Annotated in this window: 30 protein-coding genes; 14 read left to right on the top strand and 16 right to left on the bottom strand. The window is 67.3% G+C overall.

The window, feature by feature from the left end; all coding sequences use genetic code 11:
- Window positions 1-16: 16 nt before the first annotated feature.
- Window positions 17-916 carry an alpha/beta fold hydrolase gene (locus LIX00_RS06975; RefSeq protein ID WP_227355480.1) on the top strand — a complete coding sequence of 300 codons (900 nt, stop codon included), beginning with the start codon at window positions 17-19 and terminating at the stop codon, window positions 914-916.
- A 105-nt stretch (window positions 917-1,021) separates the two neighbouring features.
- Here the strand turns inward: LIX00_RS06975 and purH are convergent, their stop codons facing one another.
- The gene (purH, locus tag LIX00_RS06970) at window positions 1,022-2,638 is read right to left on the bottom strand and encodes a bifunctional phosphoribosylaminoimidazolecarboxamide formyltransferase/IMP cyclohydrolase (protein WP_227355479.1); all 1,617 of its coding nucleotides are present in this window, start codon (window positions 2,636-2,638) and stop codon (window positions 1,022-1,024) included.
- 167 nt (window positions 2,639-2,805) lie between these two features.
- Between purH and purB the strand changes: the two genes are divergently transcribed.
- Complete coding sequence (gene purB / locus LIX00_RS06965; protein WP_227355478.1) at window positions 2,806-4,185, top strand: adenylosuccinate lyase; 1,380 nt, start codon at window positions 2,806-2,808, stop codon at window positions 4,183-4,185.
- A 115-nt stretch (window positions 4,186-4,300) separates the two neighbouring features.
- Window positions 4,301-4,642: a DUF5518 domain-containing protein gene (locus LIX00_RS06960; protein ID WP_227355477.1), complete on the top strand. Its 342-nt coding sequence runs from the start codon at window positions 4,301-4,303 to the stop codon at window positions 4,640-4,642.
- On the opposite strand, the gene LIX00_RS06955 is transcribed toward LIX00_RS06960, so the two are convergent.
- The 6 genes from LIX00_RS06955 to dapA are packed head-to-tail and all read right to left on the bottom strand — an operon-like array spanning window position 4,643 to window position 10,247.
- The gene (locus LIX00_RS06955) at window positions 4,643-5,710 is read right to left on the bottom strand and encodes a M20/M25/M40 family metallo-hydrolase (RefSeq protein ID WP_227355476.1); all 1,068 of its coding nucleotides are present in this window, start codon (window positions 5,708-5,710) and stop codon (window positions 4,643-4,645) included.
- Complete coding sequence (gene dapF / locus LIX00_RS06950; protein ID WP_227355475.1) at window positions 5,707-6,543, bottom strand: diaminopimelate epimerase; 837 nt, start codon at window positions 6,541-6,543, stop codon at window positions 5,707-5,709. The genes LIX00_RS06955 and dapF overlap by 4 nt, the downstream gene beginning before the upstream one ends.
- On the bottom strand, window positions 6,540-7,781 hold the full coding sequence (gene lysA / locus LIX00_RS06945; protein WP_227355474.1) for a diaminopimelate decarboxylase: 1,242 nt from the start codon (window positions 7,779-7,781) through the stop codon (window positions 6,540-6,542). The genes dapF and lysA overlap by 4 nt, the downstream gene beginning before the upstream one ends.
- The gene (locus tag LIX00_RS06940; RefSeq protein WP_227355473.1) at window positions 7,778-8,602 is read right to left on the bottom strand and encodes a 2,3,4,5-tetrahydropyridine-2,6-dicarboxylate N-succinyltransferase; all 825 of its coding nucleotides are present in this window, start codon (window positions 8,600-8,602) and stop codon (window positions 7,778-7,780) included. Before LIX00_RS06940 ends, lysA begins: the two co-directional genes overlap by 4 nt.
- The gene (gene dapB, locus LIX00_RS06935) at window positions 8,599-9,360 is read right to left on the bottom strand and encodes a 4-hydroxy-tetrahydrodipicolinate reductase (protein WP_227355472.1); all 762 of its coding nucleotides are present in this window, start codon (window positions 9,358-9,360) and stop codon (window positions 8,599-8,601) included. Before dapB ends, LIX00_RS06940 begins: the two co-directional genes overlap by 4 nt.
- Window positions 9,357-10,247 (bottom strand): 4-hydroxy-tetrahydrodipicolinate synthase, encoded by an 891-nt coding sequence (gene dapA, locus LIX00_RS06930; protein ID WP_227355471.1) that lies wholly within the window; start codon window positions 10,245-10,247, stop codon window positions 9,357-9,359. Before dapA ends, dapB begins: the two co-directional genes overlap by 4 nt.
- A gap of 276 nt (window positions 10,248-10,523) precedes the next feature.
- Between dapA and LIX00_RS06925 the strand changes: the two genes are divergently transcribed.
- From LIX00_RS06925 to LIX00_RS06915, 3 genes are read left to right on the top strand one after another with little or no spacing between them, the layout of a single operon-like run.
- Window positions 10,524-10,856, top strand: a complete 333-nt coding sequence (locus LIX00_RS06925; protein ID WP_227355470.1) for a DUF8070 family membrane protein — start codon at window positions 10,524-10,526, stop codon at window positions 10,854-10,856.
- A 46-nt stretch (window positions 10,857-10,902) separates the two neighbouring features.
- Window positions 10,903-11,544, top strand: coding sequence for a metallophosphoesterase family protein (locus tag LIX00_RS06920; protein ID WP_227355469.1), 642 nt, complete (start codon window positions 10,903-10,905; stop codon window positions 11,542-11,544).
- Window positions 11,545-11,593: 49 nt separating this feature from the next.
- Window positions 11,594-12,091, top strand: coding sequence for a LabA-like NYN domain-containing protein (locus tag LIX00_RS06915; RefSeq protein WP_227355468.1), 498 nt, complete (start codon window positions 11,594-11,596; stop codon window positions 12,089-12,091).
- Here LIX00_RS06915 and LIX00_RS06910 read toward each other — a convergent pair.
- Window positions 12,088-12,264 carry a hypothetical protein gene (locus LIX00_RS06910; RefSeq protein ID WP_227355467.1) on the bottom strand — a complete coding sequence of 59 codons (177 nt, stop codon included), beginning with the start codon at window positions 12,262-12,264 and terminating at the stop codon, window positions 12,088-12,090. The genes LIX00_RS06915 and LIX00_RS06910 overlap by 4 nt on opposite strands.
- A 149-nt stretch (window positions 12,265-12,413) precedes the next feature.
- On the opposite strand from LIX00_RS06910, the gene LIX00_RS06905 reads away from it, so the two are divergent.
- From LIX00_RS06905 to LIX00_RS06895, 3 genes are read left to right on the top strand one after another with little or no spacing between them, the layout of a single operon-like run.
- Window positions 12,414-12,884 (top strand): PUA domain-containing protein, encoded by a 471-nt coding sequence (locus LIX00_RS06905; protein ID WP_227355466.1) that lies wholly within the window; start codon window positions 12,414-12,416, stop codon window positions 12,882-12,884.
- 50 nt (window positions 12,885-12,934) lie between these two features.
- Entirely contained in the window at window positions 12,935-13,324 is a 390-nt protein-coding gene (locus LIX00_RS06900; protein WP_227355465.1) for a nascent polypeptide-associated complex protein, read from the top strand.
- Window positions 13,321-14,043: a methyltransferase domain-containing protein gene (locus tag LIX00_RS06895; RefSeq protein WP_227355464.1), complete on the top strand. Its 723-nt coding sequence runs from the start codon at window positions 13,321-13,323 to the stop codon at window positions 14,041-14,043. Before LIX00_RS06900 ends, LIX00_RS06895 begins: the two co-directional genes overlap by 4 nt.
- Window positions 14,044-14,242: 199 nt before the next feature.
- Here the strand turns inward: LIX00_RS06895 and LIX00_RS06890 are convergent, their stop codons facing one another.
- Together LIX00_RS06890 and LIX00_RS06885 are read right to left on the bottom strand one after the other, a co-directional pair.
- A complete protein-coding gene (locus LIX00_RS06890) occupies window positions 14,243-14,554 on the bottom strand; it encodes a transcription factor S (protein ID WP_227355463.1) in 312 nt (103 codons plus the stop codon).
- Between the two features lie 45 nt (window positions 14,555-14,599).
- Window positions 14,600-14,857, bottom strand: coding sequence for a DUF5789 family protein (locus tag LIX00_RS06885; protein ID WP_227355462.1), 258 nt, complete (start codon window positions 14,855-14,857; stop codon window positions 14,600-14,602).
- Between the two features lie 87 nt (window positions 14,858-14,944).
- Here LIX00_RS06885 and LIX00_RS06880 point away from each other — a divergent pair, with 87 nt between their 5' ends.
- Window positions 14,945-16,195, top strand: a complete 1,251-nt coding sequence (locus LIX00_RS06880; protein WP_227355461.1) for an MFS transporter — start codon at window positions 14,945-14,947, stop codon at window positions 16,193-16,195.
- Here LIX00_RS06880 and LIX00_RS06875 read toward each other — a convergent pair whose 3' ends face one another.
- Window positions 16,196-16,972 carry an enoyl-CoA hydratase/isomerase family protein gene (locus LIX00_RS06875; RefSeq protein ID WP_227355460.1) on the bottom strand — a complete coding sequence of 259 codons (777 nt, stop codon included), beginning with the start codon at window positions 16,970-16,972 and terminating at the stop codon, window positions 16,196-16,198.
- A 100-nt stretch (window positions 16,973-17,072) separates the two neighbouring features.
- Between LIX00_RS06875 and LIX00_RS06870 the strand changes: the two genes are divergently transcribed.
- Window positions 17,073-17,573, top strand: a complete 501-nt coding sequence (locus tag LIX00_RS06870; protein WP_227355459.1) for a DUF5797 family protein — start codon at window positions 17,073-17,075, stop codon at window positions 17,571-17,573.
- Between the two features lie 8 nt (window positions 17,574-17,581).
- On the opposite strand, the gene LIX00_RS06865 is transcribed toward LIX00_RS06870, so the two are convergent.
- Window positions 17,582-18,604 carry a DUF5787 family protein gene (locus LIX00_RS06865; RefSeq protein WP_227355458.1) on the bottom strand — a complete coding sequence of 341 codons (1,023 nt, stop codon included), beginning with the start codon at window positions 18,602-18,604 and terminating at the stop codon, window positions 17,582-17,584.
- A 173-nt stretch (window positions 18,605-18,777) separates the two neighbouring features.
- Here LIX00_RS06865 and LIX00_RS06860 point away from each other — a divergent pair, with 173 nt between their 5' ends.
- Window positions 18,778-19,443 carry a DUF7827 domain-containing protein gene (locus LIX00_RS06860; RefSeq protein WP_227355457.1) on the top strand — a complete coding sequence of 222 codons (666 nt, stop codon included), beginning with the start codon at window positions 18,778-18,780 and terminating at the stop codon, window positions 19,441-19,443.
- Between the two features lie 18 nt (window positions 19,444-19,461).
- Here LIX00_RS06860 and LIX00_RS06855 read toward each other — a convergent pair whose 3' ends face one another.
- Window positions 19,462-19,890, bottom strand: coding sequence for a bis(5'-nucleosyl)-tetraphosphatase (locus LIX00_RS06855; RefSeq protein WP_227355456.1), 429 nt, complete (start codon window positions 19,888-19,890; stop codon window positions 19,462-19,464).
- Window positions 19,891-20,084: 194 nt separating this feature from the next.
- Between LIX00_RS06855 and LIX00_RS06850 the strand changes: the two genes are divergently transcribed.
- On the top strand, window positions 20,085-20,417 hold the full coding sequence (locus tag LIX00_RS06850) for an uS10/mL48 family ribosomal protein (protein WP_227355455.1): 333 nt from the start codon (window positions 20,085-20,087) through the stop codon (window positions 20,415-20,417).
- Between the two features lie 76 nt (window positions 20,418-20,493).
- Here the strand turns inward: LIX00_RS06850 and LIX00_RS06845 are convergent, their stop codons facing one another.
- The 3 genes from LIX00_RS06845 to LIX00_RS06835 all read right to left on the bottom strand — a co-directional run bounded on the left by LIX00_RS06845 (window position 20,494) and on the right by LIX00_RS06835 (window position 22,881).
- On the bottom strand, window positions 20,494-20,955 hold the full coding sequence (locus tag LIX00_RS06845) for a hypothetical protein (protein WP_227355454.1): 462 nt from the start codon (window positions 20,953-20,955) through the stop codon (window positions 20,494-20,496).
- Between the two features lie 145 nt (window positions 20,956-21,100).
- Complete coding sequence (locus LIX00_RS06840; protein ID WP_227355453.1) at window positions 21,101-21,367, bottom strand: DUF7513 family protein; 267 nt, start codon at window positions 21,365-21,367, stop codon at window positions 21,101-21,103.
- Window positions 21,364-22,881: a Na+/H+ antiporter NhaC family protein gene (locus tag LIX00_RS06835; RefSeq protein WP_227355675.1), complete on the bottom strand. Its 1,518-nt coding sequence runs from the start codon at window positions 22,879-22,881 to the stop codon at window positions 21,364-21,366. The genes LIX00_RS06840 and LIX00_RS06835 overlap by 4 nt, the downstream gene beginning before the upstream one ends.
- A gap of 275 nt (window positions 22,882-23,156) precedes the next feature.
- Here LIX00_RS06835 and LIX00_RS06830 point away from each other — a divergent pair, with 275 nt between their 5' ends.
- Window positions 23,157-24,440: an amidohydrolase gene (locus LIX00_RS06830; RefSeq protein ID WP_227355452.1), complete on the top strand. Its 1,284-nt coding sequence runs from the start codon at window positions 23,157-23,159 to the stop codon at window positions 24,438-24,440.
- The last annotated feature ends 395 nt before the right edge of the window (window positions 24,441-24,835 follow it).

Here is a 24,835-nt window from a genome sequence, read left to right as displayed (position 1 = left end):
CTCGGCCGCGACGATTTTGCCCCCGCGCGTCGACCGGGTCGCGACGGCCTCCGAACGGTGCGACGGGGCGGAACTCTACTTCGCGGAGGCGGGGGAGGGAACGCCGATAGTGTTCCTGCCGGGGGTGACGATCGGGATTCGATTCTTCGCGCCGCAGGTGGCGGACCTCTCGGACGACTTCCGGACGGTCGCGCTGGACTACCGGAGCGGCGATTTGGAACGCCTCGCCGGCACCCTCGAACCGGTGCAGACCGACCGTCCGGCGTTCATCGAACGACTCGTCGGGGCGGCGTTCAAGGAACCGCCGTCGGACGAGACGAGAACCCTCGCGCTCGACGAACTCTCCCGCACTCCGCCGCCGATAGCGAGCGCGATCCTCCTCGATTACGCGGCGCGCGACTACCGCGACGCGCTCCCCGACATCGACGTTCCGACGCTCGTCCGCGCCGGCGCGGACGAGAAGTGGCGAACCGTCGCCGCCGTGAAAGACGTCGCGGACCGCGTCCCGAACGCCGAGTTCGAACTGTTCGAGGAGAGCGGACGCTGCATCACGCCGGAAGAATCCGACGAGTTCTCCGGGCGGTGGCGGAGTTCGTCGGGAAACGGTAGGAGACGAGTCGGCGAGGCGGCGATGGCGTCGCTACGCCGCGTCGGTCAGCTCTTCGCCGCAGTAGTGGCAGTCGGTTCGGTCGGCGGGGTTTCGAGCGCCGCACTCGGGACAGCTGCGCTTCGGCTCCGACGGCGCCCCCCGAAAGAAGCCGCTCAGGTCGGACAGTTCGAGGACTGCGAGGAGGACGAGTATCCCGATGATCCAGCCGAACGGCCCCATGTAGAAGAACATCGCGAGGAAGGCCACGACGACGAGCCAGACCGCCAGATAGACGCCGTGTTCCGCTCGCAAATTCATGGGAGATAGTCGGCCGTTCGGGCGATAAGCTTTCTGTCGAGGAACGCTCCTTCGCTCGGTCGCGGCGGAAACCGCGCGGAACGGTCGCCCTTCGGGCGCTGCAACTCGCCGGCTTCAGTCGTGCCTAAAGCACCGACTCCCCGTGAACACCATCGCCATCCCGTGCTCGTCGGCGGCCTCGATGACGTCGTCGTCGTTGACCGACCCGCCGGGCTGGACGACCGCCTCGATTCCGGCCTCGGCGGCCGCCTCGATAGCGTCCGGGAAGGGGAAGAAGGCGTCGCTGGCCATCACCGCGCCGTCGGCGTCCTTGCCCTCGGCGTCGCGCTCGGCTTTCGTCTTCGCTATCTCGACCGCGTCCACGCGGCTGACCTGCCCCGCGCCGACGCCGACCGTCTCGGTGCCCGTCGCGAAGAGAATGGCGTTCGACTTGACGTGCTTGACGGTTCGCCACGCGAAGAGCAGCGAGTCGAGTTGTTCCTCGGTCGGTTCGCGCTCGGTGACGACTTCGAGGTCGTCGCGGGTCGGGGCCTGCAGGTCGCGCTCCTGCACGAGACGACCGCCGACGAGGTCCTTTTCGGTGTGGGTTTCGGTGACCTCGCCGAGTTCGCCCACGGCCAGGACTCGGAGGTTCTCCTTCTCGCGGAGGGTCGAGAGCGCGTCGTCGGTGTATCCGGGCGCGACGACGACCTCCTTGAACGAGTCCGCGATGCGCTCGGCGGTCGCCCCGTCGCACTCCCCGTTGAGGGCGACGATGCCGCCGAACGCGCTCTTCGCGTCGGTCGAGAGCGCGCGGTCGTAGGCCTCGGCGAGCGAGTCGGCGGTCGCACAGCCGGCGGGGTTGGTGTGCTTGATGACCCCGCACGCCGGGCGGTCGAACTCCTTGACGAGGTTCAGCGCGGCGTCGGCGTCGTTGTAGTTGTTGTACGACAGCGCCTTCGCGCCCTCGTTCAACTGCGCCGCGCGGACGACGCTCGCCTCCTCGCAGGCGGCGTCGGCGTAGAGCGCGGCGTCCTGATGGGGGTTCTCGCCGTACCGGAGGTCGGCCGCGCGGTCCGCGGTTTCGACCCGGCGCGTCGGGAGCGCGCCGTCCTCGTCGCCCTCGACGAGAACGCGGTTCGCATCGTAATCGACCTCGACCTTCCCCTCGGCGAACCACCGCACCGCGCGTGGGTAGGCTTTGAACTCGCCCCGGTAGAGCACGCGCTCTTTCAGGGTCTCCTTCGTGTCGTCCTCGTAAACGGGAATCGGTTCCTGCGTGACTATCGGCCCGCTGTCCACCCTTTCGGGGTCCACTTCGCCCGCCTCGTCCGTCGCGTCCGTAACGACGTGCACCGTACAGCCGGTCACGCTCACGCCGGCGTCGAGGGCGTCGCCCCACGCGTCCGCGCCGGGGAACGACGGGAGCAGGGACGGGTGGACGTTCAGCGTCGCGGGCACCTCGTCCAGAAATTCGCCCGTGAGGATTCGCATGTACCCGTCGAGGCAGACGAGGTCGAAGTCGTACCCCGAGAGCGCGTCGAGCACCCTCTCCTCGTGGTCCCGCCGCGATTCGTCGTCGCCCAGTTCGACCACCTCGGTCGGAATCCCGCGCTCCGCCGCCTTCTCCAGCGCCGGCGCGTTCGCGTCGTTCGTCAACACGACCGCCAACTCGGCCCCGCCCGGCGCGAGGTCGTCGACGTTCAGGAGGTTTCGACCGCGGTTCCCGGCCATGCCCGCAATCCGTGTCATGGTCGGAAGACCGGGCGGGGCGGGGAAAGTAGTTGCGGTCGAGCGCCGAGATGTATGCAAATTCGTGCCCATCTACGGTCTAATATCTCCAATCTACGCGTTTTATATGCACGTCCGTGCGTCACCGTACCGACACGCTTTTGCCGAACGGCCCGGCAGGCACACGTATGGATTCCCTGTACGCCGTCTCGCCGCTGGACGGGCGCTACGCCGGTCGCACCGCGCCCCTCCGCGAGTACGCGAGCGAGGCCGCGCTCATGCGCGCCCGCGTGCGAGTCGAAGTGGAGTACCTCGTGGCGCTGGCCGACCTCGACGCGACGCCGTTCGAGATTTCGTCCGACGACCGCGACGCGCTGCGCGACCTTTACGAGGCATTCGACGAGGACGCCGCCGCCGTCGTCAAGGCGCTCGAAACCGAGGGCTACGCCGGCCACCCCGCGACGAACCACGACGTGAAGGCCGTCGAGTACTTCGTCCGTCACTCGCTTCCCGACCGCCTCGACGACCTCTCCTCGTGGGTCCACTTCGCGCTGACGAGCGAGGACGTGAACAATCTCGCGCACCGACTGCTGGTCAAGCCCGCGGTGGGGGAGGTCCTGCTCCCGGAACTCGCCGCCGTCCGCGACGACCTCGCCGGGATGGCCCGCGAGTACCGCGACGTGCCGATGCTCGCCCGAACCCACGGCCAACCGGCGACGCCGACCACGTTCGGCAAGGAGATGGCGGTCTACGCCGCCCGCCTCGGTCGGGTCGTCGGCCGTATCGAGCGGGCCGCGGGGTCCCTCTCCGGTAAACTCGCCGGAGCCAGCGGCACCTACGCCGCCCACGTCGCGGCCTACCCCGACGTGGACTGGCGGGCGTTCTCCCGCGAGTTCGTGACCGGCCTCGGACTCGAACACACCGCGCTCGCCACGCAGGTCAACCCCTGCGACGACCTCGCCGAGTTGTTCGACGCGCTCCGGGGCGCGAACAACGTCCTGCTCGACCTCGACCGCGACGCGTGGCTCTACGTCAGCGACCGCTACCTCGGTCAGGAGGCGACGGCGAGCGAGACGGGGAGTTCGACCATGCCGCACAAGGTGAACCCCATCGACTTCGAGAACAGCGAGGGGAACCTCTCGAAGGCCAACTCCGACCTCGCGTTCCTCGGCGACTACGTCACCACCTCGCGCCTCCAGCGCGACCTCTCCGACTCGACAGTCAAGCGAAACGTCGGCGCGGCGCTCGCCTACTGCCTGCTCGGCTACGCGAAGGCTCGGGACGGACTCGGCAAGGTCGTCCCGAACGAGGCGGTCATGCGCGAGGAACTCGAAGCGACGCCCGAGATAATCGGCGAGGCGGTACAAACCATCCTGCGACGGGAGGGCCACGAGGACGCCTACGAGCGCGTCAAGGACCTGACCCGCGGCAAGCGCGTTACGCTCGACGACTTCCGCGACCTCTTCGACGACCTCGACGTGGACGAGGACGTGCGCGAGGAACTGCGCGCCCTCACCCCCGCGGAGTACACCGGTTTGGCCGACGAACTGGTGGACGAACTCGACTGACCTCGCGGGTCGACTTCGACCGCAGAAAACCCGGTAAGCCGGTCGAGTTACCGACGCCCGTTCCATGAATCATCCTCTCCGACGATTATTTCATCGTCGGAAACCTATCCGGAGCATGGGAAACGACAACGCCCTCGTCCACGCGGTTATCGGAGCCGTCGTAACCATCGTCACCGCTTTCCTCCCGTTCTCCCCCGTTCTCGGCGGTGCCGTCGCGGCCTACCTCGACGACGCCACCACCGACACGGGCGTCCGAATCGGTGCGATTTCGGGCGCGATAGCGACCGTTCCGATGATTTTCGTCGGCTTCCTGTTCGTTAGCCTCTTCTTTTTCGGTGGCGCTCCGGGTGGATTCCTGGTCTTCGCCCTCGTTTTAGGTGTGCTCGCGTTGCTCTACACGATGGGTCTGAGCGCCCTCGGTGGCTACGTCGGCGCGTATCTGGCGGCCGAGTACTGACTACGCGAGCAGTTTTCGCAACGTTTCGGTCACGGCGTCGGCCGCCGTCTCGACTTCGTCCGTGCGCACGTACTCGCGCGGGCCGTGCGCCACCGCACCCTCGTCGTCTGCAAGCACGCCCGGCCCGAACACGACGGTCGGCGCGACTCGCGCGAAGTAGGAGGCTTCCGTCGCCGCGCCGAACGGTCGCACCTCGCCGCCGCCGGCGTCCCGGAGCGTCCGCACCAACCGAGAATCGGCCGGCGTCTCGAACGCTTCGAGAAACGGCGTGTCGCGCTCCGCGAGCGCGACCGTCGCGTCGACCTCCGGAGGTGCGGCCTCCCGGAGGTGGGATTCGAGCGCGGCCCGGAACTCCTCCGCGCCCTCCGGCGGAACGCTCCGCCTGTCCACGACGAACAAGCACTCGGCCGGAACTTGGTTCGTCGCCGTCCCGCCCTCGACCGTCGTCGGCGTGAGCGTCGGCGCGCCGAGTTCGGGGTGTTCGTCGCCGGAGTCGAAGGTGCTCAGCGCCTCCAAGGCGGGCGACAGCGCGCCGACCGCGTTGACGCCGTCCTCCGGATTCGCGGCGTGAGCGTTCTCCCCCCGGAGCGTCACGGTGGCCTGAAACCGTCCGCGGGCCGCGTTGCACACGTCGAGTCCGGTCGGTTCGCCGACGACCACGGCGTCCGCGTCCACGTCGAGCGCCGCCGCGCCCGTCGAGTTAGTTTCCTCGTCGGGCGTCACGGCGAGCGTCACGCTCCCTCGGGCGGGTTCGACAGCGAGGAAGGCGGCGAGGAGCGCGGCGAGCGGCCCCTTCGCGTCGCAGGAGCCCCGCCCTCGAATCACGTCGCCGTCGCGCGAGAAGGGGACGTGCGGCGGCACGGTGTCGACGTGGGTGTTCAGCACGACGCGCGGGCCGCCGTCCGCGTCGCCGCGCTCCGCGAGAACGTTCCCGGCGTCGTCGACGCGGGGTTCCGCGCCCGCCGAGTCGAGCGTTTCGACGAGCAGGGTTCGCATCTCGTCGACCGACTCGTGCGACTCCGTCCCGACGGCCCGTTCGAGGAACGAGATGGGGTCGAACTCGGTCATGCTTCCAGGTCGAGTCGGCCCATCGCGGACACGCTCACGTCCCCCTCGAACTCGCGTTCGACCGGCCCGGAGAGGAACGCGGTTCCGTCGCCGACCGTCACGTCGAGTTCGCCGCCCGGCGGCGACACCGACACCCGTTCGTCGTCGGCGAGGCCGAGTCGCCGGGCGACGGCGGCGATGGCGACCGCGCCGGTTCCGCAGGACCGGGTTTCGCCTTCCACGCCGCGTTCGAAGGTCCGCTGGTCGAACCCGCCCGGTCGGCGCGACGCGAAGGTGACGTTCGCGCCCTCGGGGAACGCGTCGGCGCGACGAATCTCGGGCGCGACCCGGTCGACGTCCACCGCGTCCACGTCGTCCACGAAGGCGACGGCGTGCGGAACGCCCGTGTTCACCGCGGTCACCTCGTGGTCGCCCACCCGCTCCCCGACGAGCGGTTCGTCCCGTGCGACCGGAACGTCGTCGGGTGCGAATCGCGGCGGCCCCATCTCGACGGTCGCGCCGCCGTCGCGCACCCTCGCGTAGCGCGTCCCGGCCAGCGTGTCTATCATCACCTCGTCCGCGCCGGCTCGCTCGGCGGCCCAGACCGCGGCGCACCGCGCCCCGTTACCGCACATCTCCGCCGTGCTTCCGTCGGGTTGGACGAGCGTCATGACGACCCGCGGCGGTCGGTAGTCCGGTTCGAGCGCCAGAAAGAGCACGCCGTCCGCGCCGATTCCCTCGGCCCTGTCGCAGGCTTCGCGGGCGAACGCGGCCCGGTTCGGGATGCAGATGTCCGCGTCGACGACGACGAAATCGTTCCCGGTGCCGTGGTACTTCTCGAACGAGAAGTTCATCGCCACGCCACCTCCCGTTCGGTCGCGGTCACGTCGGCCAGCGTCTCGCGGCGGTCGGCGACGCCCTCGCGGTCGCCGTCCACGACGACGACCGCGGGGCGGGGCCGCGAGTTGTACTGGCTCGCCATCTCGTAGCCGTACGCGCCCGCGTTGCCGACCGCCAGCAGGTCGCCGCGCCGGGGTTCGGCCATCGCGTGTTCGCCGAAGGTGTCCGAACTCTCGCAGATGGGGCCGGCGACGGTCGCCTCGACCTCGGGGCCGTCGCCGGAGACGTTCCTGACGCGGTGGTAGGCGTCGTAGAGCGCGGGGCGCGCGAGCGTCGTCATCCCGGCGTCGACGCCGACGACGGTCGTCTCCGGGGTCTCCTTGACCGTGTTCACGCGGGTCAGGAGGACGCCGGCGTCGGCGACGAGGTAGCGACCCGGTTCCACGACGAGCGTCGCGTCCACGTCGCCGAGCGCCTCGCGGGTCGCGGCCGCGACCGCGTCGAGGTCGAGCGGCGGTTCGTCGGGGCCGTAGGGAACGCCGAAGCCGCCGCCCACGTCGACGAACTCGAGCGGGAAGTCGAGGCTTCGGACGAGTTCGCCCATCCGCGAGACGAGTTCGCGGTGGTTGCCGAGGTCGTCGCCCGAGATGCCGCTCCCGGCGTGGGCGTGGACGCCGACCACGTCGAAATCGCCCGCGGCGTCTTCGAGCAGGGTCGCGGCGCGGTCGTAGGGGACGCCGAACTTGGCGTCCGCGCCGGTTCGAACCTTCTCGTGGTGTCCGGCGCCGACGCCGGGGTTGACGCGGAGGCAGAGCCGCCCGTCGTAGCCGCGCTCCGCGAGTCGGTCGACGGTGTCCCTCGCCCCGACCGTGATCGTCAGTTCGGGGTGTTCATCGGCGAGTTCGACCGCCCCGTCGAGGTCCTCGGCCGGCGGGTTGACGGCGGTGTAGTGGACGCGCTCCCCCCCGAAGCCGGCGGCGAACGCGCGCTCGGTCTCGCCCGCGGACGCGCACTCGACGCTCGACCCCTCGGCTTCGAGCGTTCGGAGGACGGCCCGCGAGGTGTTCGCCTTTGCTGCGTAGTGCACCTCGGCGTCCGGGAACGCGCCCGCGAACCGCCGGTAGTTCTCGCGCACGCGGTCGAGGTCGGTGACGTACAGGGGCGTCCCGTGCTCGTCGGCGAGCGCGGCGAGTCGGTCGGACGACCAGTCGGCGAGGCGGCGTACCGGCGGGTCGTCGGTCGTCGCGCTCATCGCAGGGCCTCCTCCCGCTCCACCTGCGCGAGCGTGTCGGCCTCCACGTCGAGGGCGACCACCGCGGGCTTGTACGCCCCGCCGTCGAACAGGTCGTGGTCGCCGAGTCCGGACTCCACGAACCGGGTGAACGCCCGTCGGTTCGGCGGGAGGTGCCCGTATAGAATCTCCTCGTCCACGAGGTCGTAGACGGGAATCCGCGGCGTGAGCAGGGTGTTCTCCCCGACGATGCTCCCCTCGCCGACGACGAAGCCGGAGGTGACCCGACAGCCCGCGCCGAGCGACACGTCGTCCTCGACGACGACGGGCGTGCTCTCGACCGGTTCGAGGACGCCGCCGACGAGGGCGTTCGCGCCGAGTTTGACGTTTTCGCCGATCTGCGCGCAGGAACCGACCGTGTCGCAGGAGTCCACCAGCGTCCCGTCGCCGACGTACGCGCCGACGTTGACGAAGCTCGGACTCATCAGGATGCAGTTAGACCCGACGTGCGCCCCCCGGCGGAGGACGGTTCCGTCGGGGGTGTTTCGGGTACCTCTGCCGGGGAGGTCGTCGGTCCGCCTGAGCGAGAGCACGTCGTGGTAGGTCACGTCGCCGTACTCGCGCCCCTCGATGTCCCGGAGGCCGAAGTTCAGCAGGATTCCCCGCTTCACCCACTCGTTCGTCTCCCAGCTTCCGCCGCGCTTCTCGGCGGCGCGTACCTCGCCCGACTCCAGCGCGTCCAAGAAGGCGTTCAGGGTCGCGCGTTCGTCGGCTCCGGCGTTCGCCGCGTTCAGTTCGTTCGACTCGTATCGGTGCCACAGCTCTCGTATCTCGTTTCTCATTCGGCGATCACCTCGCTGAAATCGTACCATCCCGGCTCCTTTCCGGCCACCCACGCCGCCGCGTCGAGCGCGCCGTCGGCGAACACCGCCCTGCTCCGGGCGCGGTGGACGAGGCGCAGTTCCTCGTTCTCGTTCGCCAGCAGCACCTCGTGTTCGCCCCTGATTCCGCCCGCCCTGCGCGCGTGGACGCCGACTTCTCCCGGTTCGCGCGCGGCGTCCCCCTCGCGCCCGTGAACCCGCTCTCCGGGCCCGCCCGCGGACGCGATTCGATCGAGGAGCGTCTTCGCCGTACCGCTCGGCGCGTCCCGCTTCCCGTTGTGGTGCGTCTCGGTTAGTTCCACGTCGTAGCCGGGAAGGTCGGCGACCGCGCCCTCGACCGCCCGGAGGAGCGCCTGGACGCCCCGCGAGAAGTTGCTCGCCTTGAGGACGGGGACGTGGTCGCTCACGCTTCGGAGAACCGACTCGCCCTGCTCGTCGAAACCGGTCGTCCCGACGACGCAGGCGACGCCCGCCTCCCCGCAGACCGCGACGTAATTCTGGCTGCTCGACGGGGCGGAGAAGTCCACGAGCGCGTCGGGGTCGTACTCCCGTAGCACCGCCCCGAACTCCTGCGCCGGTCTCGTCGGAACCCCGGCGATCTCCGCGGGCGGGTCGCGGCTCACGCCGGCGACGACCTCCGCGTCGTCCCGCTCCGCCGCCGCCTCGATGACGGTGCGACCCATCCGCCCCGTCGCGCCCGTGACGACGACCCGTCTCATCCGGACTCCTCCAGCGAGTCGAGTACCGCCGCGAGTTCCTCGTAGTGTTCCGAGGAGAGCGGCGAGAGCGGAAGCCGGAGTTCGCCCGGGCCGTAGCCGCGAATCTCCATCGCGGCCTTCACCGGGATCGGGTTCGTCTCCGCGAACAGCGCGCGGAAGAGCGGGCCGAGTTCGCGGTGCAGTTCCCGCGCTCGCTCGTAGTCGCCGGCGAGCGCCGATTCGACCAGTTCGCAGGTGCGTTCGGGTTCGACGTTCGCCGAGACGCTGATGGTGCCGGTCGCGCCGACGGCGAGCATCGGGAGCGTGAGCGCGTCGTCGCCCGACAGCACCGCGAACTCCTCGTCTCGCGTCCGCTCGATTACCTCGCCGATCTGGCCGAGGTCGCCGCTCGCGGCCTTGTAACCGACGATATTGTCGTGCTCGGCCAGCGAGACGGTCGTCTCCACGTCGACGTTGCGGCCCGTCCGCGACGGGACGTTGTAGACGATCTGCGGGAGGTCGACCCCGTCGGCGATGGCGCGGTAGTGTCGCTCCATCCCCTCCGGTTCGGGCTTGTTGTAGTACGGCGAGAGGAGGAGGAGTCCGTCAGCGCCGGCGTCCGCGGCGCGCTGCGAGAGTTCGAGCGCTTCGTGGGTCGCGTTGCTTCCCGCGCCGGCGATAACCGGCACGTCCACCGCGTCCGCGACCGCCGATATCACCTCGACGTGTTCGTCGTGGGTCAGGGTCGCGCTCTCGCCGGTCGAGCCGACGGGGACGAGTCCGTGAACCCCGGCGCGTTCGAGGCGTCGGGCGTCGCTGCGAAGTTGGTCGAAGTCGATACGCTCGCCCGCGAAGGGCGTGGTCATCGCGGGGTAGACCCCGCGGAACGGTGAATCTGTGTCTGTCATCGGTTTCGTGTCGGAAATCGGTCGTCGCGCGGTACAGAACGAGGATGGCTCGAAACGGGGTCGCCACGCCCGCCGCGAACCTGTTACGCCGCGCGTTTTGTGCGTTTTCCGACCGTGCTGCCGCTCTCCCGCCCGAAGAAGCGAGCAGCGAGCGTCACAGCACATGGCATATGGAACAATGGCTGTTCCCCGAGGACTTATGCCTTGCGCCGACGGCAGACGCTGCGACGCCCCTCCCTCCCTATATTCAAATACCTGACAACCGTCCGTTCGGTGATGAACTGGAACCTCGTCGCCCGGTGCGGCGCGCGCTACGCGCTCTGCTACGCCGGGGCGACCGTCGCCGCCGTCTCGGTCGTCACGCGGTCGGGCCTCGCGCTCGTCTCCCTGTTCGGCCTCGGACTGGTCGCCGTACTGCTCGCGCTCGGCGGCACCGGCACCGTCCGGATGGGCGCGGCGATGACGAACCACCAGGCGACGGGGTTCCGAAGCGGCATCGTCGACCCGGCGGATTCGACGCCGAAGCGGATGGACAACGACGTCAAACTTCTCTTCTACGGCGTCGGTCTCCTGTCGTTCTCCGCGCTCGCGCTCGTTCTCCGCGGGTGACCGAAATTCGGCGGTCTTATCACGTTGTCCGAAATACGTCCCACCGATGCTCGTCCTCGGAGACGCCCACGCGGACGACCCCGACAACCGGCGCGCCCTCTTCGCGGCCTACCGAGCATCGGATGCCGACGTCGCGCTCCAACTCGGCGACCTGATGTACTACGACCTCCCGAAGCCGACGTGGTTCGTCGCGGGCAACAACGAGGACTTCGACACCATCGCGGCGCTGCGCAACGGACTGGTATCGAACTCGGAGGTTCGAAACGCCAATCTGCTGGCGAGCACGGCGGTCGACGTAGACGGGGTTCGCGTCGCCGGACTGTCGGGGAACTACGCGCCGACGCAGTACGATCGTCCGCGCGCGAACCTCGTCGCGGAGCGCCGCCGTCACTTCACCCGCGAGGACGTGGAACGCGCGATGGCGCTGCAGTCCGTCGACGTGCTGCTGACCCACGAAGCGCCCCACGGTCTTCCGGTCGCGGAGGACTACGACGTGGGCTGTTCGCACGTCGACGACCTGCTCTCGGTGCTCGACCCCGAACTCTGCCTCGTCGGCCACCACCACCAGCACGCGGAGGCGACGCTCGAGAATACTCGCGTCGTCAGTTTGGCGCCAACGTGGGAGCGATATTACACGCTCGACCCCGACTCCCTCTCGCTCACGTGGTTCGAAACACCAGATGGGTGACGAGTGCAGAGCAGGAACCTCTTTATGCCAGTAGTTATCACACCAACGTATGACCGAGATTCATCCGGACCAGCGCGTCACGGTACTCGCCGACGCGCAAAATCTCTACCACTCCGCCCAAAGCGTCTACAGCCGAAACATCGACTACTCGTCCCTGCTCTCCAAGGCGGCGCAGAACCGGCGGGTGACGCGCGCCATCGCCTACGTCATCCAGGCCGACAGCCCCGACGAGGACCGCTTTTTCGACGCGCTCACCGAGATCGGTTTCGAGACGAAGATAAAGGCCCTGAAGACGTTCGGCGACGGGTCGAAGAAGGCCGACTGGGACGTGGGGATGTGCCTCGACGCCATCACGCTCGCGCCGAAGGTGGACACCGTCGTGCTCTGCACGGGCGACGGCGATTTCGCCCGGCTCGCCACGCACCTCCGTCACGAGGGCGTGCGCGTGGAAGTGATGGGGTTCGAAGAATCGTCCGCCGAAGAACTCGTCGACGCCGCCGACGCCTTCATCGACCTCAGCGAGCGGGCCGACACGTTCCTCCTCTAGACCGGCCGACCGTCTTCGGCGGTTCCGTACATCAGCGCGCCGCCGGCGAGCGCCAGCGTCGAGAGGCCCGCGAGGACGTTCGTCACGAGCGAGCCGGTCATCGTGGAGACGCCGATGATGAGGACGGTTCCCACGATGAGGAGCACGATTCCGAGCAGCTCTTTCGAGTTCATACGCGCTCTTGGGTTTCCCGACTAATAAATCGCTCTCAAATCGATAGCCGGCCCCATGCTACTCGATGGCAAAGGTATGTCAATACGTACCAAAGGTGGGGGAGGGCGGATGCGAAGGGCTTTCACCCGCCCGCTTCGAAACCGAACCGATGACCGACGCCGAGGACCTGTCCGCGCTTCGCGTGACCGCCGACTACCAGTTCGGAGCCGGCGTCGGCTCCGCCCTGTTCCCGCCGGACGACGACCTCGAAATCCGGCGGTCGTCGTCGGGACGACCGCAGCAGGTTCACGCCGGCGGGTCGCGGCTCGTCACCTACGCCACCGACGGGCGGTTCACGCTCGGCCTCGCGGGCGGACGTCGCATCGCGGACGCCCTCGACGCGCCGGCGGGTCGCGTCGTCGTCGGCGACGAGAGCGAACCGTTCGTCCGCGACGGCAAGAACGTCTTCGCCAAGTTCGTCGCGGCGGTCGACCCCGACGTTCGCGCCGGCGACGAAGTGCTGGTGACGCACGAGGACGGCGACCTGCTCGCCGTCGGCCGCGCCGAACTCGACGCCGACGCGATGCTGGACTTCGACACCGGGATGGCGGTGAAGGTGCGCGACGGCGCGGACGAGTAATCCGCCGCGTTTGCGTCACGTTTTTGCCCCTACGCTCCGACGATTCGCGTATGTTCGGAGGAGGCGGCGGTGGACTCAATCCACGCAAGATGCAGCAGATGATGAAACAGATGGGCATCGACGTCGACGACGTCGATGCCGAGGAAGTAATAATCCGCACGAGCGACGGCGAGGAACTCGTCTTCAGCGACCCGGAGGTCACGCGGATGGACGCCCGCGGACAGCAGACCTACCAGATAGTCGGCGACGCCGAGACGCGCGAGGCGTCCGGCGGTGCCGGCGCGTCCGCCGACGAGGGGGGCGAAGCGTCTACGAGCGCGGTACCGGACGCCGACGTGGAGATCGTCGCCCAGCGCACGGGCGCGAGCGAGGACGAAGCCCGCGAGGCGCTGGAGGCGACCGACGGCGACCTCGCGGCGGCGGTCGAGCGACTGGAGTGACGATACTTCTCGTCCACGGCGACCGAGAGTACCTGCGCGACCCCGGCGAGGAACTGCAGACCGACCTCGGAGTCTTGACCGTGCCGGAGGACGTGCGACCCGGGGACGTCCTCACCACCCACTTGGACGAGGAGTTCACGGTTCGCCGACTCCGCGGGCCGGACCTCTTTCACCACTTCGAGCGAACCGGCGCGCCGATGCTCCCGCGCGACGTGGGGTTGATAGTCGGCGAGACGGGCGTCGCCGCGGGCGACCGCGTGCTCGACGCCGGCACCGGAACCGGCGTGCTGGCGGGCTACCTCGGTCGAATCGGCGCGGAGGTCGTGACGTTCGAGCGCAAGGCGGAGTTCGCCGAAGTCGCCCGCGAGAACGTGGCGATGGCCGACGTGGCCGACGCGGTGGACGTTCGAACCGGCGACGTGACCGAGCGTCTCGACGACCTCGGCGGGTTCGACGTGCTCACGCTCGACACGCCGGACGCGGCGGCGGTCGTCGCGCGCGCACCCGATCTGCTCGTCGACGGCGGGTCGCTCGGCGTCTACTCCCCGTTCGTGGAGACCGCCCGCGAGGTCGCGGAGGCGGCGCGCGAGGCGAACTTGGACGACCTCCGGACGATGGAGACCATCCAGCGCGAGATGGACTTCGACGAGCGCGGAACGCGACCGACGACCACCGGCGTCGGGCACACGGGCTATCTGACGTTCGCGCGGAAGGCGTAGCGCCTCGTTTCTCCGACAATCTCACCGATAGCGAGGAGCGTCTTCGTGAGCAACGCGAACGAAGGCTCGGAAGTTCACCCCGCGCAGCGAAGCGAGCGGGAACGTCTTCCGGCGCTTTTGGTCGAGCTTTTTCAGGGAGACGAGCCGAGTCGCTCGCCGCTGGGCGACTCGGCATCCGACCGCAGAAGAAGATCGTGTCTTAGTGGTCGTCTTCGCGCCACTTGTGCTCGCACTCGGTGCAGACGAAAAACCGAGTCTCGCTCTCGTCGGCCGAGCGAATCTGTTGCATGTACCAGTACGCTTCGTCGTTGTCGCAGTTGGGACACTGCGCGCTGGTCGTCGGGAGGCCGCTGCTCTCGCCGCCGCTTTCGATTATCTCGCTGGCCTCTTGGTCTTCGGTGATGACGTACTCGGCGGCGTCGCCTCTCGGTTTCTCGTAGCCGCAGCTGCCGCAGACCCAGAGACCGTCGTCGGCTTTCATCATCGAACCGCACTCGTCACAGAACTCCATCGTTGTCCTCGGTTAGCCGACGCGCCCATTTAAAGGGCCTGCTTCTCAGCCCTCGCCTTCCGACTGGTACGGTTCGCCGACCGCCCGCCGCGGCAGATTGTTGAACACCTCGTTTTCCAGGTCGTCCGCCGACTCGAACTCGGCGTCGCTCATCTGGGAGACGTGCTCGCCGAGGTTCTTCTCCCCCTCGGCGAGCACGAGCGTGACGTCGTCAAACCGTTCGGCCGCGTCCTCGCGCGAAATCGGGTAGGACAGCTCTCGAAGGACGGACTCCACGTGATTGAGTTTGACCTCTCGTGCCATGATAGCACGGACGACGGTCGCGGTATTAGCTGTTATCTCGGCCGCCATCACAATCGTCTTGAACGCGGGAAAGGTACTTCGAATCGAATGTTCAGTATCGACAGACGGGTGCTCGCGCTAGCGTTGGCGCGCATGGCGGACGCGGTCGGAAACTCCTTTCTCATCGTCGTCCTCCCGGTGTACATCGCGAGCGGCGCGATTTCCGGCGACACGTTCGGCCTCGCGGAGGCGATGGTGACGGGTATCGTCCTCTCGCTGTTCGGCTTTCTCAACAGCTTCACGCAGCCGTTCGCGGGGCGCGTCTCCGACCGAACCGGCAAGCGCAAGGTGTTCATCCTGTTCGGCCTCGCCATCCTGACTGTCACGAACGTCGCCTACGCCTTCGCCGGGAGCTACGTCTCCCTCGTCGTCATCCGCGCGCTCCAAGGGGTCGGCGTCGCCTTCACGATTCCCTGCACCATCGCGCTGGTCAACGAACTCGCGACGACCGACACGCGCGGCGGGAACATGGGCGTGTTCAACACCTTCAGACTGCTGGGTTTCGGTCTCGGTCCCATCGCGGCGGGGTCGGTCGTGGACGGCGGCCCCTACCGCATCGCCGGCGTCCAGTTGACCGGCTTCGACGCCGCCTTCTACTTCGCGGCGGTCGGCGCGCTCGTCAGCTACCTGCTCGTCACCCTGCTGGTGAGCGACCCCGAGCGCACCAAGGCGAGCGCGGGGGAGGACTTCGACCTCGCGGTGCGCGGGCGACACGGCGGCCTGGACTCCGTCTTCACGCTCGGGTTGGCGACGCTGTTTCTGGCGATCAGCATCGCCCTGCTGGCGACCATCGAACCGATGATAAACGAACGCCTCGACCAGGGGAAGACGTGGTTCGGCCTCCAGTTCGCGGCGTTCGTCCTCGTACAGGTCGTCCTCCAGACCCCGATCGGCAGGGCGAGCGACCGGTGGGGACGACGACCGTTCATCGTCGCCGGACTCGCCATCCTCGTCCCGTCGACGCTGGTCCAAGGGTTCGTGAACACCTCGGTCCAGATGCTCGTCGCCCGACTCGTACAGGGCGTCTCGGGCGCGCTGGTGTTCGCGCCCGCGCTCGCGCTCGCCGGCGACCTCGCGCGCGAGGGCCAGTCGGGGACGCAGCTCTCCATCCTGACGATGTCGTTCGGACTGGGAACGGCCATCGGGCCGCTCGCGTCGGGATTCCTCGTCGGGTTCGGATTCGCGATTCCGTTCGAGGTGGGCGCGGTGCTGGCGGCGCTCGGGGCGCTGCTCGTCTACACGCAGGTCGAGGAGACCGTCGCGCCGAGCGCCGACGCGCGCCCGACGCCGCAGGACTGATTACTCGAACTCCGCGTCGCGCTCTTCGAGGAACGCCGCCATCCCCTCGCGCTGGTCGTGCGTGCCGAACAGCGAACTCCACAGTCGGCGCTCGTACGTCAGCCCCGCCGATTGGGGCTCCTCGTGCACCTGATTCAGCGCCTCCTTGGCGGCCCGCATGGCGAACGCCGGACGCTCGGCGAGGTCGCTCGCCATCCGCGAAACCCGCTCTTCGAGATTGTCGTGGGCGACGACTTCGCCGACCAGTCCCATCTCGTGAGCGTCCTGCGCGTCCACTCGTTCGCCGAAGAAGACGAGTCGGCGCGCGCGTTCGTCGCCGACGATGCGCGAGAGTCGCTGCGTACCGCCCCAGCCGGGGATGATGCCGAGGTCGATTTCGGTCTGACCGAGGACGGCGTTCTCGCTCGCCACCCGCAGGTCGCAGGCCAGCGCGAACTCACAGCCGCCGCCGAAGGCGTAGCCGTTGATGGCCGCGATGACGGGCGCGGGGAACGACTCCAGCGCGTCGGCGACCTCGTGGCCCAACTCCGCGTACTCCTGCGCCTCGGCGGTGGAGAGGTCTCGCATGTGACCGATGTCGGCACCGGCGATGAACGCCGTCTCGCCTGCGCCCGTGAGCACCAGCGCGCGGGCGTCCTCCGCCTCGGCTTCGGCGATGGCCTCGCGGAGCGCGTGCAGCGTCTCCACGTTCAGCGCGTTGAGTCGGTCGGGCCGGTCGACCGTGAGCGTCGCTACGTCGTCTTCGAGTTCGAGTCGTACCGTGTTCCACTCGGACATGCGTGGGGTGTCTCTCGGCGGTCGGTTAATCGTTGCGACGCGAGGTACCGCCGTCCCGCTCCGGAACTGGCAAATAACACCCCGCCATACCCACCGGACGATGACGCTGTCCGAGGAGGCCCGGGAACGGCTCGCCGACTTAGTCGAACTCCAACCCACGAAGAACAGCGAACTGCAGGAACGCTGGGGGCTGGAGAGCGGGAGCGAGGTCCACCAGTATCTGGAGAACGAGCTGAAAGAGTACTACTACCGCGACGAGAACAGCTACATCTGCGCGACGACGGAGGCGAACGACCTCGTCGACGTGGAACCCGGCATGGTCGCCGACGAGGAGGGCGACGTTCCGAGCGTCGTCCGCGTGCCGACGCTCCAGCGACAGGTGTTCGACGTGCTCGCCGATTCGGACGACCGCTCCGAGAGCGTCGTCTCGGTTCTCAACGAACTCCGCGAGGAGTTCGGCGTCGACCCCGACGTCGAGGACGTGCGCTCGGCGCTCCAGAGCTTGAAACGAAAGGGCGTCGTGGAGGTCGTCTACCGCACCGTCCCGACGTTCAAACTCGCCGCGCCGCGCGAGGACATCTCGGTCGAAGAGTCCGGCTGACGTCCCGGCTAGCCCGGTCGGCTTCGCTCCCTGCGCGATTCGAGCAGTCGCCGAATCGCCTTTCCCGGCCCGCCCTCGATGGGCCACCCCTTCTGTCGCCACGCCGGCGGTTCGGGTTCGAACTTCGAACACCGCCCGGAACACTCCGCCGCGGTCTGGTGACGCTCCTTCGCCGCGCAGTACGGCAGCATCGTCTCGTTTTCGTGCCGCAGTTCGTAGTACCGACAGTCCGGGCGCATCGTACGAGCGTACGACCGCCAACCGCGCTCGTAGGCGCGCTCGGCGATTTCGAGTCGCTTCTCGCGCTTCGCCTCGGGCGAGACGTACTCGAACCGCGCCGCGGACTGGTCGTACGTCCCGCCCTTCGGACGCTCCAGAATCCGCGTTCCCGGGGCGTTCGCGTCGAGCGTTCGAGGGAACCACGCCACTTCGGCGTCGTCACCGTCGAAGGTCAGGATTCCGGCCTCGACGGGTATCGATTCGAGCAGCGCGGGTTCGACTCGGTCGCCCGTCGCGCGCGTGGCGACCCACACCTCGTCGGCCAGCACGAGGGCGACGTCCCGCTCCAACTGCGGTCGCAGGTCGTGGGCGGCGCTGGCGTCCAAGTCGGGTTTGTTTTCGACGGCGACGACGCGTCGAACCCACTCCGGATACTCGTGTCGCCGCCGGATTTCGAGGCGTCGTCCTCGCCTCCGAACGTCCAGGATACCGCGGTCGTCCGCCTCGTGAATCGTCTCGCGGACGTAGCGCCACGGATAGCCGGGGTCGGGGAGGGCGTCTCGGTACCACGCCCACTCGTCCGGCGCGTGGCGCACCACGTGAAGCAGGTCGCTATCCAACCGACGGCGACCGAATCGGGCGCGTCTGGCGAGCGCGTCCGCGTCCACCTCGACGACCACAGTGTCCCATCGCCTGCGCTTCGTGCCGAGTTGTCGGGCGACGAGCGCGGCGCGCTCGCGGCCTTCGGGCGGCCAGTGACGCTCGGCCCAGCGGCAGACGCGCAGTTCGAAGGTGAATTCCGGTTCGGCCATACGCGTTCGTCGCACCGCGGACGGGTAAGCGATTCGACTGAAACTTACCGACAGAAAACATTTATATACAGAATCGAAATATCAGATTACTCCGTCTTGAGACGAACGAACGCGGTCCCACCGCTTTGGCAACCCCGATAACCACGAACGGACGACGTGTCCTAGTATCGCTGGTGGTCGTTTCGCTCCTCGCCGGAACTGCGGTCGCGGGTTCCGCCGGAAGCGCCGCGAACACAGCACCCAATCCCGCCGTACAGTCCCCCCTGCTCTTCCAAGAAGCGGGCGATAGCAACGATACCGTCGCCTTCAACGACTCCATCTACGACGTGAAGCGCGGTGGAACTGCCCCGATAAACCTCAGTCTCAGCGGTCTCGACGGCGTCACCGTCCGGATCGGCGGCGGCCAAGCGACCTGCAAACTGAACGCCACCGTCACCGACGGTAACGGCGACGGACGGATCGTCCTGTTCTTCGACACCTCGAAGGCGGGAAGCGGCGACGGCGCGGCGCTGTCGATGAAAGCCGACGCCGACAGTCTCACCGTCAAGAACGAGACGAAACTCGACGGTAATCTCGGTGGCGGGATGTACGGCATCACCGTCTACAACGGAACCGGCGAGAACGTCTCCGCCATCGCCCACGGCGGTCTCAACGTCCAAGGCGACGGAACGTCCGACGGCACGACCACGACCGACGACGGTTCGAGCGACGAAACGACGACGACCACGACGCCCGGGGACGCGACCACGACGACCCAGAGCGACGGACAACCCGGCTTCGGTCTCGGCGTCGCGCTGGTCGCCCTCGCGGGCGTCGCGCTGCTGGCGCGGCGGCGATAACGGCTCGAAAACGATTTTTCAGATGTCGTCGTTGCCGTCGAGGAACTCGTGCGCATCGCGGAGGATGTCCCGCGGACCGTCCTGCGTAATCGTGTTGATGGCTTGTTCGTAGTCGCGCCACTGCAGGTCGCGGTGTTCGTTCGAGAGTTCCGCGCTCGCCTCGTAGGACTTCGCGATGAACAGGTGGACGGTCTTGTGAATCGTCTTCCCGTTGGCCTCGAAGACGTAACTGTAATCGTCCCGGAAGCCGTCGAGAAGGCGGAAATCGTCGATTCCCGCCTCCTCCTTTATCTCCCGTATCGCCGTTTGCTGTAGCTCTTCGTTCCCCTCCACGCCGCCCTTGGGGAACTCCCAGTCCCCCGGGCGGCTCTTGAGGAGGAGGTACTCCCTTCGACCGCGGGTATCCCGGAAGAGGATAGCACCCGCGCTCGTAGCTTCGACTGCCATTGCGTTCATCTATGAGGTTCGCCATTAAAGGAATGTCGGACCTAGACGGTCGTTATCCGACGCATTCCGGTTTTTGGATTGTATTCTTCGATACAATCTATTATTGAGTATTGAAAACGAGAGAAACATACCGTGCGGAAATCAGAAGCAGACGTTTTACGTAGGGGGACGGTATACAACCTACAGAGCCAACCATGACGTTTATCACGAAAATACTCCTCCAGAGCGGCAACCGACCCGTGCTCGACAGGGTAGTGTCGGATATCCGATCGATGGTCGAGCGAAAGGGTGCCGAACTGCGAGGACCCCACTCCGACCCGCCGGAGCGGATCCGAGTTCCGCAGTACAAGACGCTCTCAGGGGACGAAGGGCGACAGTTCCGAAGTTGGGAGTACACGGTGTACACGCGAAAAATGGAGATAATCGGCCACAACGAGGCGACTCGACGCATCGCCGACATGGAGTTCCCGCCCGGCATCCGCGTCGAAGTGGAACTCGAACAGATCCAAGGCATGGGTACGGCGTAGTCGCTTCGTCTTCTCTTCTACCGTACGGGTCACGAGGTTGGCGCTGCACATCCGGCCAAAAAAGTTCTCACGGTCGTTACTGCCCATCGACTCGGCTGACGGTCGTACTCAGCAGATTGAGTCGGCCGTTGAGGAAGTTCGCCTCCGGCGCGAAGCGATACGAGATGCCCTCTCGGAGCGTTCCCGTCGTGAACACGTAGCTGGCGTCCACGACGTTTCCGTCGCCGAAACTGTACCTGATGGTGTACCCGTTGTAATCGTCCGGTTGGGATATCTCCGGGACGTTGTTCCCGTTCGGTAGGCTCAGCAGTTGAATCGTGATGGAAATAGGCAGTTCGGCGACGACGCGAAACGGCGTTCGTGCGATGTAGTCGTCGGTGTACACCAACGCCTCGATCCGGTCTTGTGCCGCGGCGTTTTCGGTCGCCGTTACTCCCAGCGCGAACCCCGCCGCGAGTGCGCCCCTCTTCACGAAGTCGCGGCGCGAGTGGTTCGGTCGCGCGTTCGTTGGCTCTCCGTTGTAGTTCTCGGTGTTCATTCCCTCTTCACCCCTCCCCGTCCGAGAAGAATCCACGACGGACGATAAAAAACCACTTGAGCCGCCGGTTATCGGGTTACGGGTCGGTAACCCTCTCGGCGGCGAGGAGCGGGCGTCTCACGAAAGGAGTCGCCTCCGACCGGCGTCAGAACGTTCCGCCGTCTATCGACTCGATGAACGTCGCCCGGCCGGTGTGGTCGTTCGTGTCGAACTCCTCGACGCGGAGCAGCACGCGGGTGTCGATCGCGTCGGCGGGAACGTCGTCAACGCGGAGTATCGTATCGCCGACGCGGGCGACCGCGTGCCCGTTCTCGTACCCCGTGATGAAGGCGTCTATCTCCTCGCCCGCGTCGAACTCGGGTTTATTCGTTCGGAACGTCCACCCTTTGGTGTACTTTTCTAGGATGCTCATACCCGAGCCACCTCCTCGGCGCGGCGGTCGGAAACGTACTCCAGACCGAACCCGGTGAGCGCGGAGAGTAAGAACACGCCGAACAGGAACCAGCCGTGGAAGACGAACGGCCAGACTTGGGCGGGATTGACGAGCATCGACTGCGTGAACCAGTCGAACCGCTCCACGAGGCCGATCATCGTGGCGTAGCCGACCAACACGCCGCCGCCCCACGGGAAGATGTACCCCATCGCGGAGGTGTTGGCGTCGAGGATGTTCGCGCGGCGGTAGCCGTTGACGTTGAATCGCTGGCCGATACGGGCGATGTACGGCGCGATGGCGATCTCGGCGGCGGTGTTGATGGTGATCATCGCGTTGACCATCGCCGTGCCGAGCACCATCGTCGTCTCCGCGCGGCGGACGCTCGTGGCGACGCTGTTCAGCAGCCAATCTTGGAGCGCCGCGAAACCGCCGCCTCGGATCATTATCTGCGCGCCCGCGACGATGAGCAGGGTCAGCACGATGAGCGCGAAGAAGCCCTCCGCTCCGGCGTAGAGGCTCCCGCCGACGGTGCCGGCGTTTTCCGCGTCCGGCGCGACGACCTGCACGATCGGCAAGAACTCCAACTGCTGGGCGAACGGACCGTTTCTCGGCGCGTAGAAGATCAGTAGCTTGCCGATCGACGCGAGCCCGAGGGCGACGTTGACGATGACCGCGAAGATGAGCCCCCACGAGATGGCCTCGACGATGTGGCGGCCCGCTATCGCCGTCACGATGACGATGAGCATGGAGAGGAGGTGGACGAGGCCGACGGGATTCCCCTGCAAAACGCCCTCGGCCGAGACGGGTGTTCCCTGCATCATCGACCCCGCGACGACATACCCGACGAGCGCCAGTATCGCCGCGAAGATGGCGTACTTGAACCGGGAGGCGACGACGCCGCCGATGTCCGAGTTCTGCGTTACCGCGCTCACGATGGTCGTGTCGCTGACCGGCGCAAGGTTGTCGCCGAACACCGCGCCGGAGAGTATCGCACCGAACATTAACACCGGGCTCGCGCCGATAGCGACGCCCGCCGGGAAGAACAGTCCCGTGAACGCGATTGTCGTCCCGTAGCCGGTGCCGATGCCCGTCGCCAGCAGCGCGGCGAGGATGAACGTGGCCGCCGGGAACAGCGCGGCACCCACGCTTAGCGCCTCGGCGGCCCAGACGAGTCCCTGCACGAAGCCACCGTCCTGGAGCACCTGCGCGAACATGCCCGCCCACAGCCACGCGACGATGGCCGTGGCCGCGACGCGCTGGGTCATCCCCTCGAAGATCGTATTCGCGTAGGTCTTCCAGTCGCCCTTGGCGAACAGCATCCCGACGATAAGCGAGACGAGCATCCCGATGACGAGTCCCGTCGTATCGCCGACGCCGAGGAATCCGCTCTGGAAGATCGCCCAGACGATGAACAGCCCGATGGGAAGCGTACTCATCCACTTCCCGCCGTAGAACTGTATCTGGGGTTCGCTCCGCGCCTGCTCCGCTTGCATTAGTTCTTCTTCCACTTCTTCATCGACCGGTTCGTCGCGCCTGTCGTCTGCGGCACCCATCTAGCTCACCTCTATCAGTTTGTGCCATGCTGTTCTTATGTTATAAATCATGGCTCGTTTCGACTGATAAGTCCGAAAAACGAGAACGTTCGATCGGTTCGATTCTGCATTTCCAAGACTGGTCGTTCGGCGATGCGAACTCGACCCGCTATCCGAAACGTGCAACCCGTGCCCGCTTTCGAGGACTTAAGGTCGCGCCCTTCGTTCCCCTCGATATGAGCCAGCAGACTCGGCGAGACCGACTGGTCGAACTCCGTCGCGAACTCCACCGCCACCCGGAACCGGCGTGGCGCGAGTTCTACACCACCTGTCGCATCGTGGACGAACTCGAAACCATCGGCGTGGACGAACTCTACGTCGGCCCGGAGGTGCTCGCCGACGACGAGCGCATGGCCGTCCCCGACGAGGACGAACTCGCGCGCTGGTACGAGCAGGCGCGCGAGGCCGGCGCGCGCGAGGACATCCTCGAACGACTCGAAGGCGGGTACACGGGCGCGGTCGCGGTCCTCAACCGGGGCGAAGGGCCGACGGTCGCCCTCCGCGTCGACATCGACGGCCTCCTCCGCGAGGAGTCGACCGACGAGGACCACGCTCCGGCCGCGGAGGGCTTCCGCTCCGAGCACGCGGACGCGATGCACGCCTGCGGGCACGACGCGCACGCGACCATCGGTCTCGGCGTCATCGAGGCCATCAAGGACGGCGACTTCGAGGGGACGCTGAAGGTGCTCTTCCAGCCCGGCGAGGAGATGGTCGCCGGCGGAAAGCCGATGGCGAAGAGCGGCCACCTGGACGACGTGGACTACCTGCTCGCGGTTCACATCGGTCTCGACCACCCGACGGGCGAGGTCGTCGCGGGTATCGACGGCTTCCTCGCCGTGAGCCACTTCCGCGCGGAGTTCGAAGGGGTTCCGGCACACGCGGGCGGTAAGCCCGAGGAGGGCGAGAACGCGGTTCAGGCGATGGCGACCGCCATCCAGAACCTCTACGCCATCCCGCGCAACAGCGACGGGGCGACGCGCGTCAACGCCGGACTGGTCGGCGGCGGCACGGCCACGAACATCGTCCCCGAGCACGCCTTCATCGAGGGCGAGGTGCGCGGGGAGACGACCGAACTCAAAGACTACATGAAAGCGCGCGCCGAGCGCGTCCTCGAAAGCGCGGCGGAGATGCACGGCTGTACGGTCGAACGGAGCACGGAGGGCGAGGCCCCGAGCGCCGAGAGCGACGAGGGACTGGTCGAAATCGTCCACGGCGTCGCGGGCGAGACGCGCGGCGTGGACGACCCGGTTCGCCGCGATACGCTCGGCGGAAGCGAGGACGCGACGTACCTCATGCGGGAGGTGCAGCAAAACGGCGGCCTCGCGGCCTACGTCGGCGTCGGCACCGACCACCCCGGCGGTCACCACACCGCGACGTTCGACGTGGACGAAGACAGCCTCCCCGTCGCGGTCGACCTGCTCTCCGATTCGATTCGGGAGATCGCTCGCCGGCGTCCCTGACCGCTCTCGAGTTCGAGAACGGCCGATCGATTTCGGCGAAATCGGCGGCGACGAACGGACCTAGCACGCTTCCGAGTCGAGGGGTCGTATCGGTACTTCCGCATCCCGCACGAGACCGCGGGGATCGTCGCGTCACTCGAAGTCGCTGCGGGCGGAGCCACGACCGCTGGCGGCGGGGGCGGTGCGCCACCGGCGGTGCCGGCCGGCGCGAAAACGCCGGGCGTTACGACGGTCTCGGCGCTGACGTACTTCTTCCGCGGGTACGGCGGTGATTACGGTCTCGACCGACGACCGGGTCGCATAGGATCAGGATTCCCAACCTTTTCAAATGGAAACGGCAATTTTTATAAGCACCTACGCCATCGCTCTGCATAGACCGAAGCAGTAACGAGGAG

Origin of the sequence: Haladaptatus salinisoli (genome assembly GCF_020614375.1) — an archaeon.
Lineage (GTDB): Archaea > Halobacteriota > Halobacteria > Halobacteriales > Haladaptataceae > Haladaptatus > Haladaptatus salinisoli.
This window is presented reverse-complemented; position numbering and strand designations above follow the sequence as displayed.

What these genes read in the sequence shown, in the direction of transcription:
- purH (WP_227355479.1), bottom strand. Translation starts at nt 2,638, where the DNA reads ATGACACGGATTGCGGGCATGGCCGGGAACCGCGGTCGAAACCTCCTG.
- purB (WP_227355478.1), top strand. Translation starts at nt 2,806, where the DNA reads ATGGATTCCCTGTACGCCGTCTCGCCGCTGGACGGGCGCTACGCCGGT.
- LIX00_RS06960 (WP_227355477.1), top strand. Translation starts at nt 4,301, where the DNA reads ATGGGAAACGACAACGCCCTCGTCCACGCGGTTATCGGAGCCGTCGTA.
- LIX00_RS06955 (WP_227355476.1), bottom strand. Translation starts at nt 5,710, where the DNA reads ATGACCGAGTTCGACCCCATCTCGTTCCTCGAACGGGCCGTCGGGACG.
- dapF (WP_227355475.1), bottom strand. Translation starts at nt 6,543, where the DNA reads ATGAACTTCTCGTTCGAGAAGTACCACGGCACCGGGAACGATTTCGTC.
- lysA (WP_227355474.1), bottom strand. Translation starts at nt 7,781, where the DNA reads ATGAGCGCGACGACCGACGACCCGCCGGTACGCCGCCTCGCCGACTGG.
- LIX00_RS06940 (WP_227355473.1), bottom strand. Translation starts at nt 8,602, where the DNA reads ATGAGAAACGAGATACGAGAGCTGTGGCACCGATACGAGTCGAACGAA.
- dapB (WP_227355472.1), bottom strand. Translation starts at nt 9,360, where the DNA reads ATGAGACGGGTCGTCGTCACGGGCGCGACGGGGCGGATGGGTCGCACC.
- dapA (WP_227355471.1), bottom strand. Translation starts at nt 10,247, where the DNA reads ATGACAGACACAGATTCACCGTTCCGCGGGGTCTACCCCGCGATGACC.
- LIX00_RS06925 (WP_227355470.1), top strand. Translation starts at nt 10,524, where the DNA reads ATGAACTGGAACCTCGTCGCCCGGTGCGGCGCGCGCTACGCGCTCTGC.
- LIX00_RS06920 (WP_227355469.1), top strand. Translation starts at nt 10,903, where the DNA reads ATGCTCGTCCTCGGAGACGCCCACGCGGACGACCCCGACAACCGGCGC.
- LIX00_RS06915 (WP_227355468.1), top strand. Translation starts at nt 11,594, where the DNA reads ATGACCGAGATTCATCCGGACCAGCGCGTCACGGTACTCGCCGACGCG.
- LIX00_RS06910 (WP_227355467.1), bottom strand. Translation starts at nt 12,264, where the DNA reads ATGAACTCGAAAGAGCTGCTCGGAATCGTGCTCCTCATCGTGGGAACC.
- LIX00_RS06905 (WP_227355466.1), top strand. Translation starts at nt 12,414, where the DNA reads ATGACCGACGCCGAGGACCTGTCCGCGCTTCGCGTGACCGCCGACTAC.
- LIX00_RS06900 (WP_227355465.1), top strand. Translation starts at nt 12,935, where the DNA reads ATGTTCGGAGGAGGCGGCGGTGGACTCAATCCACGCAAGATGCAGCAG.
- LIX00_RS06890 (WP_227355463.1), bottom strand. Translation starts at nt 14,554, where the DNA reads ATGGAGTTCTGTGACGAGTGCGGTTCGATGATGAAAGCCGACGACGGT.
- LIX00_RS06885 (WP_227355462.1), bottom strand. Translation starts at nt 14,857, where the DNA reads ATGGCACGAGAGGTCAAACTCAATCACGTGGAGTCCGTCCTTCGAGAG.
- LIX00_RS06880 (WP_227355461.1), top strand. Translation starts at nt 14,945, where the DNA reads ATGTTCAGTATCGACAGACGGGTGCTCGCGCTAGCGTTGGCGCGCATG.
- LIX00_RS06875 (WP_227355460.1), bottom strand. Translation starts at nt 16,972, where the DNA reads ATGTCCGAGTGGAACACGGTACGACTCGAACTCGAAGACGACGTAGCG.
- LIX00_RS06870 (WP_227355459.1), top strand. Translation starts at nt 17,073, where the DNA reads ATGACGCTGTCCGAGGAGGCCCGGGAACGGCTCGCCGACTTAGTCGAA.
- LIX00_RS06865 (WP_227355458.1), bottom strand. Translation starts at nt 18,604, where the DNA reads ATGGCCGAACCGGAATTCACCTTCGAACTGCGCGTCTGCCGCTGGGCC.
- LIX00_RS06855 (WP_227355456.1), bottom strand. Translation starts at nt 19,890, where the DNA reads ATGGCAGTCGAAGCTACGAGCGCGGGTGCTATCCTCTTCCGGGATACC.
- LIX00_RS06850 (WP_227355455.1), top strand. Translation starts at nt 20,085, where the DNA reads ATGACGTTTATCACGAAAATACTCCTCCAGAGCGGCAACCGACCCGTG.
- LIX00_RS06845 (WP_227355454.1), bottom strand. Translation starts at nt 20,955, where the DNA reads ATGAACACCGAGAACTACAACGGAGAGCCAACGAACGCGCGACCGAAC.
- LIX00_RS06840 (WP_227355453.1), bottom strand. Translation starts at nt 21,367, where the DNA reads ATGAGCATCCTAGAAAAGTACACCAAAGGGTGGACGTTCCGAACGAAT.
- LIX00_RS06835 (WP_227355675.1), bottom strand. Translation starts at nt 22,881, where the DNA reads ATGCAAGCGGAGCAGGCGCGGAGCGAACCCCAGATACAGTTCTACGGC.
- LIX00_RS06830 (WP_227355452.1), top strand. Translation starts at nt 23,157, where the DNA reads ATGAGCCAGCAGACTCGGCGAGACCGACTGGTCGAACTCCGTCGCGAA.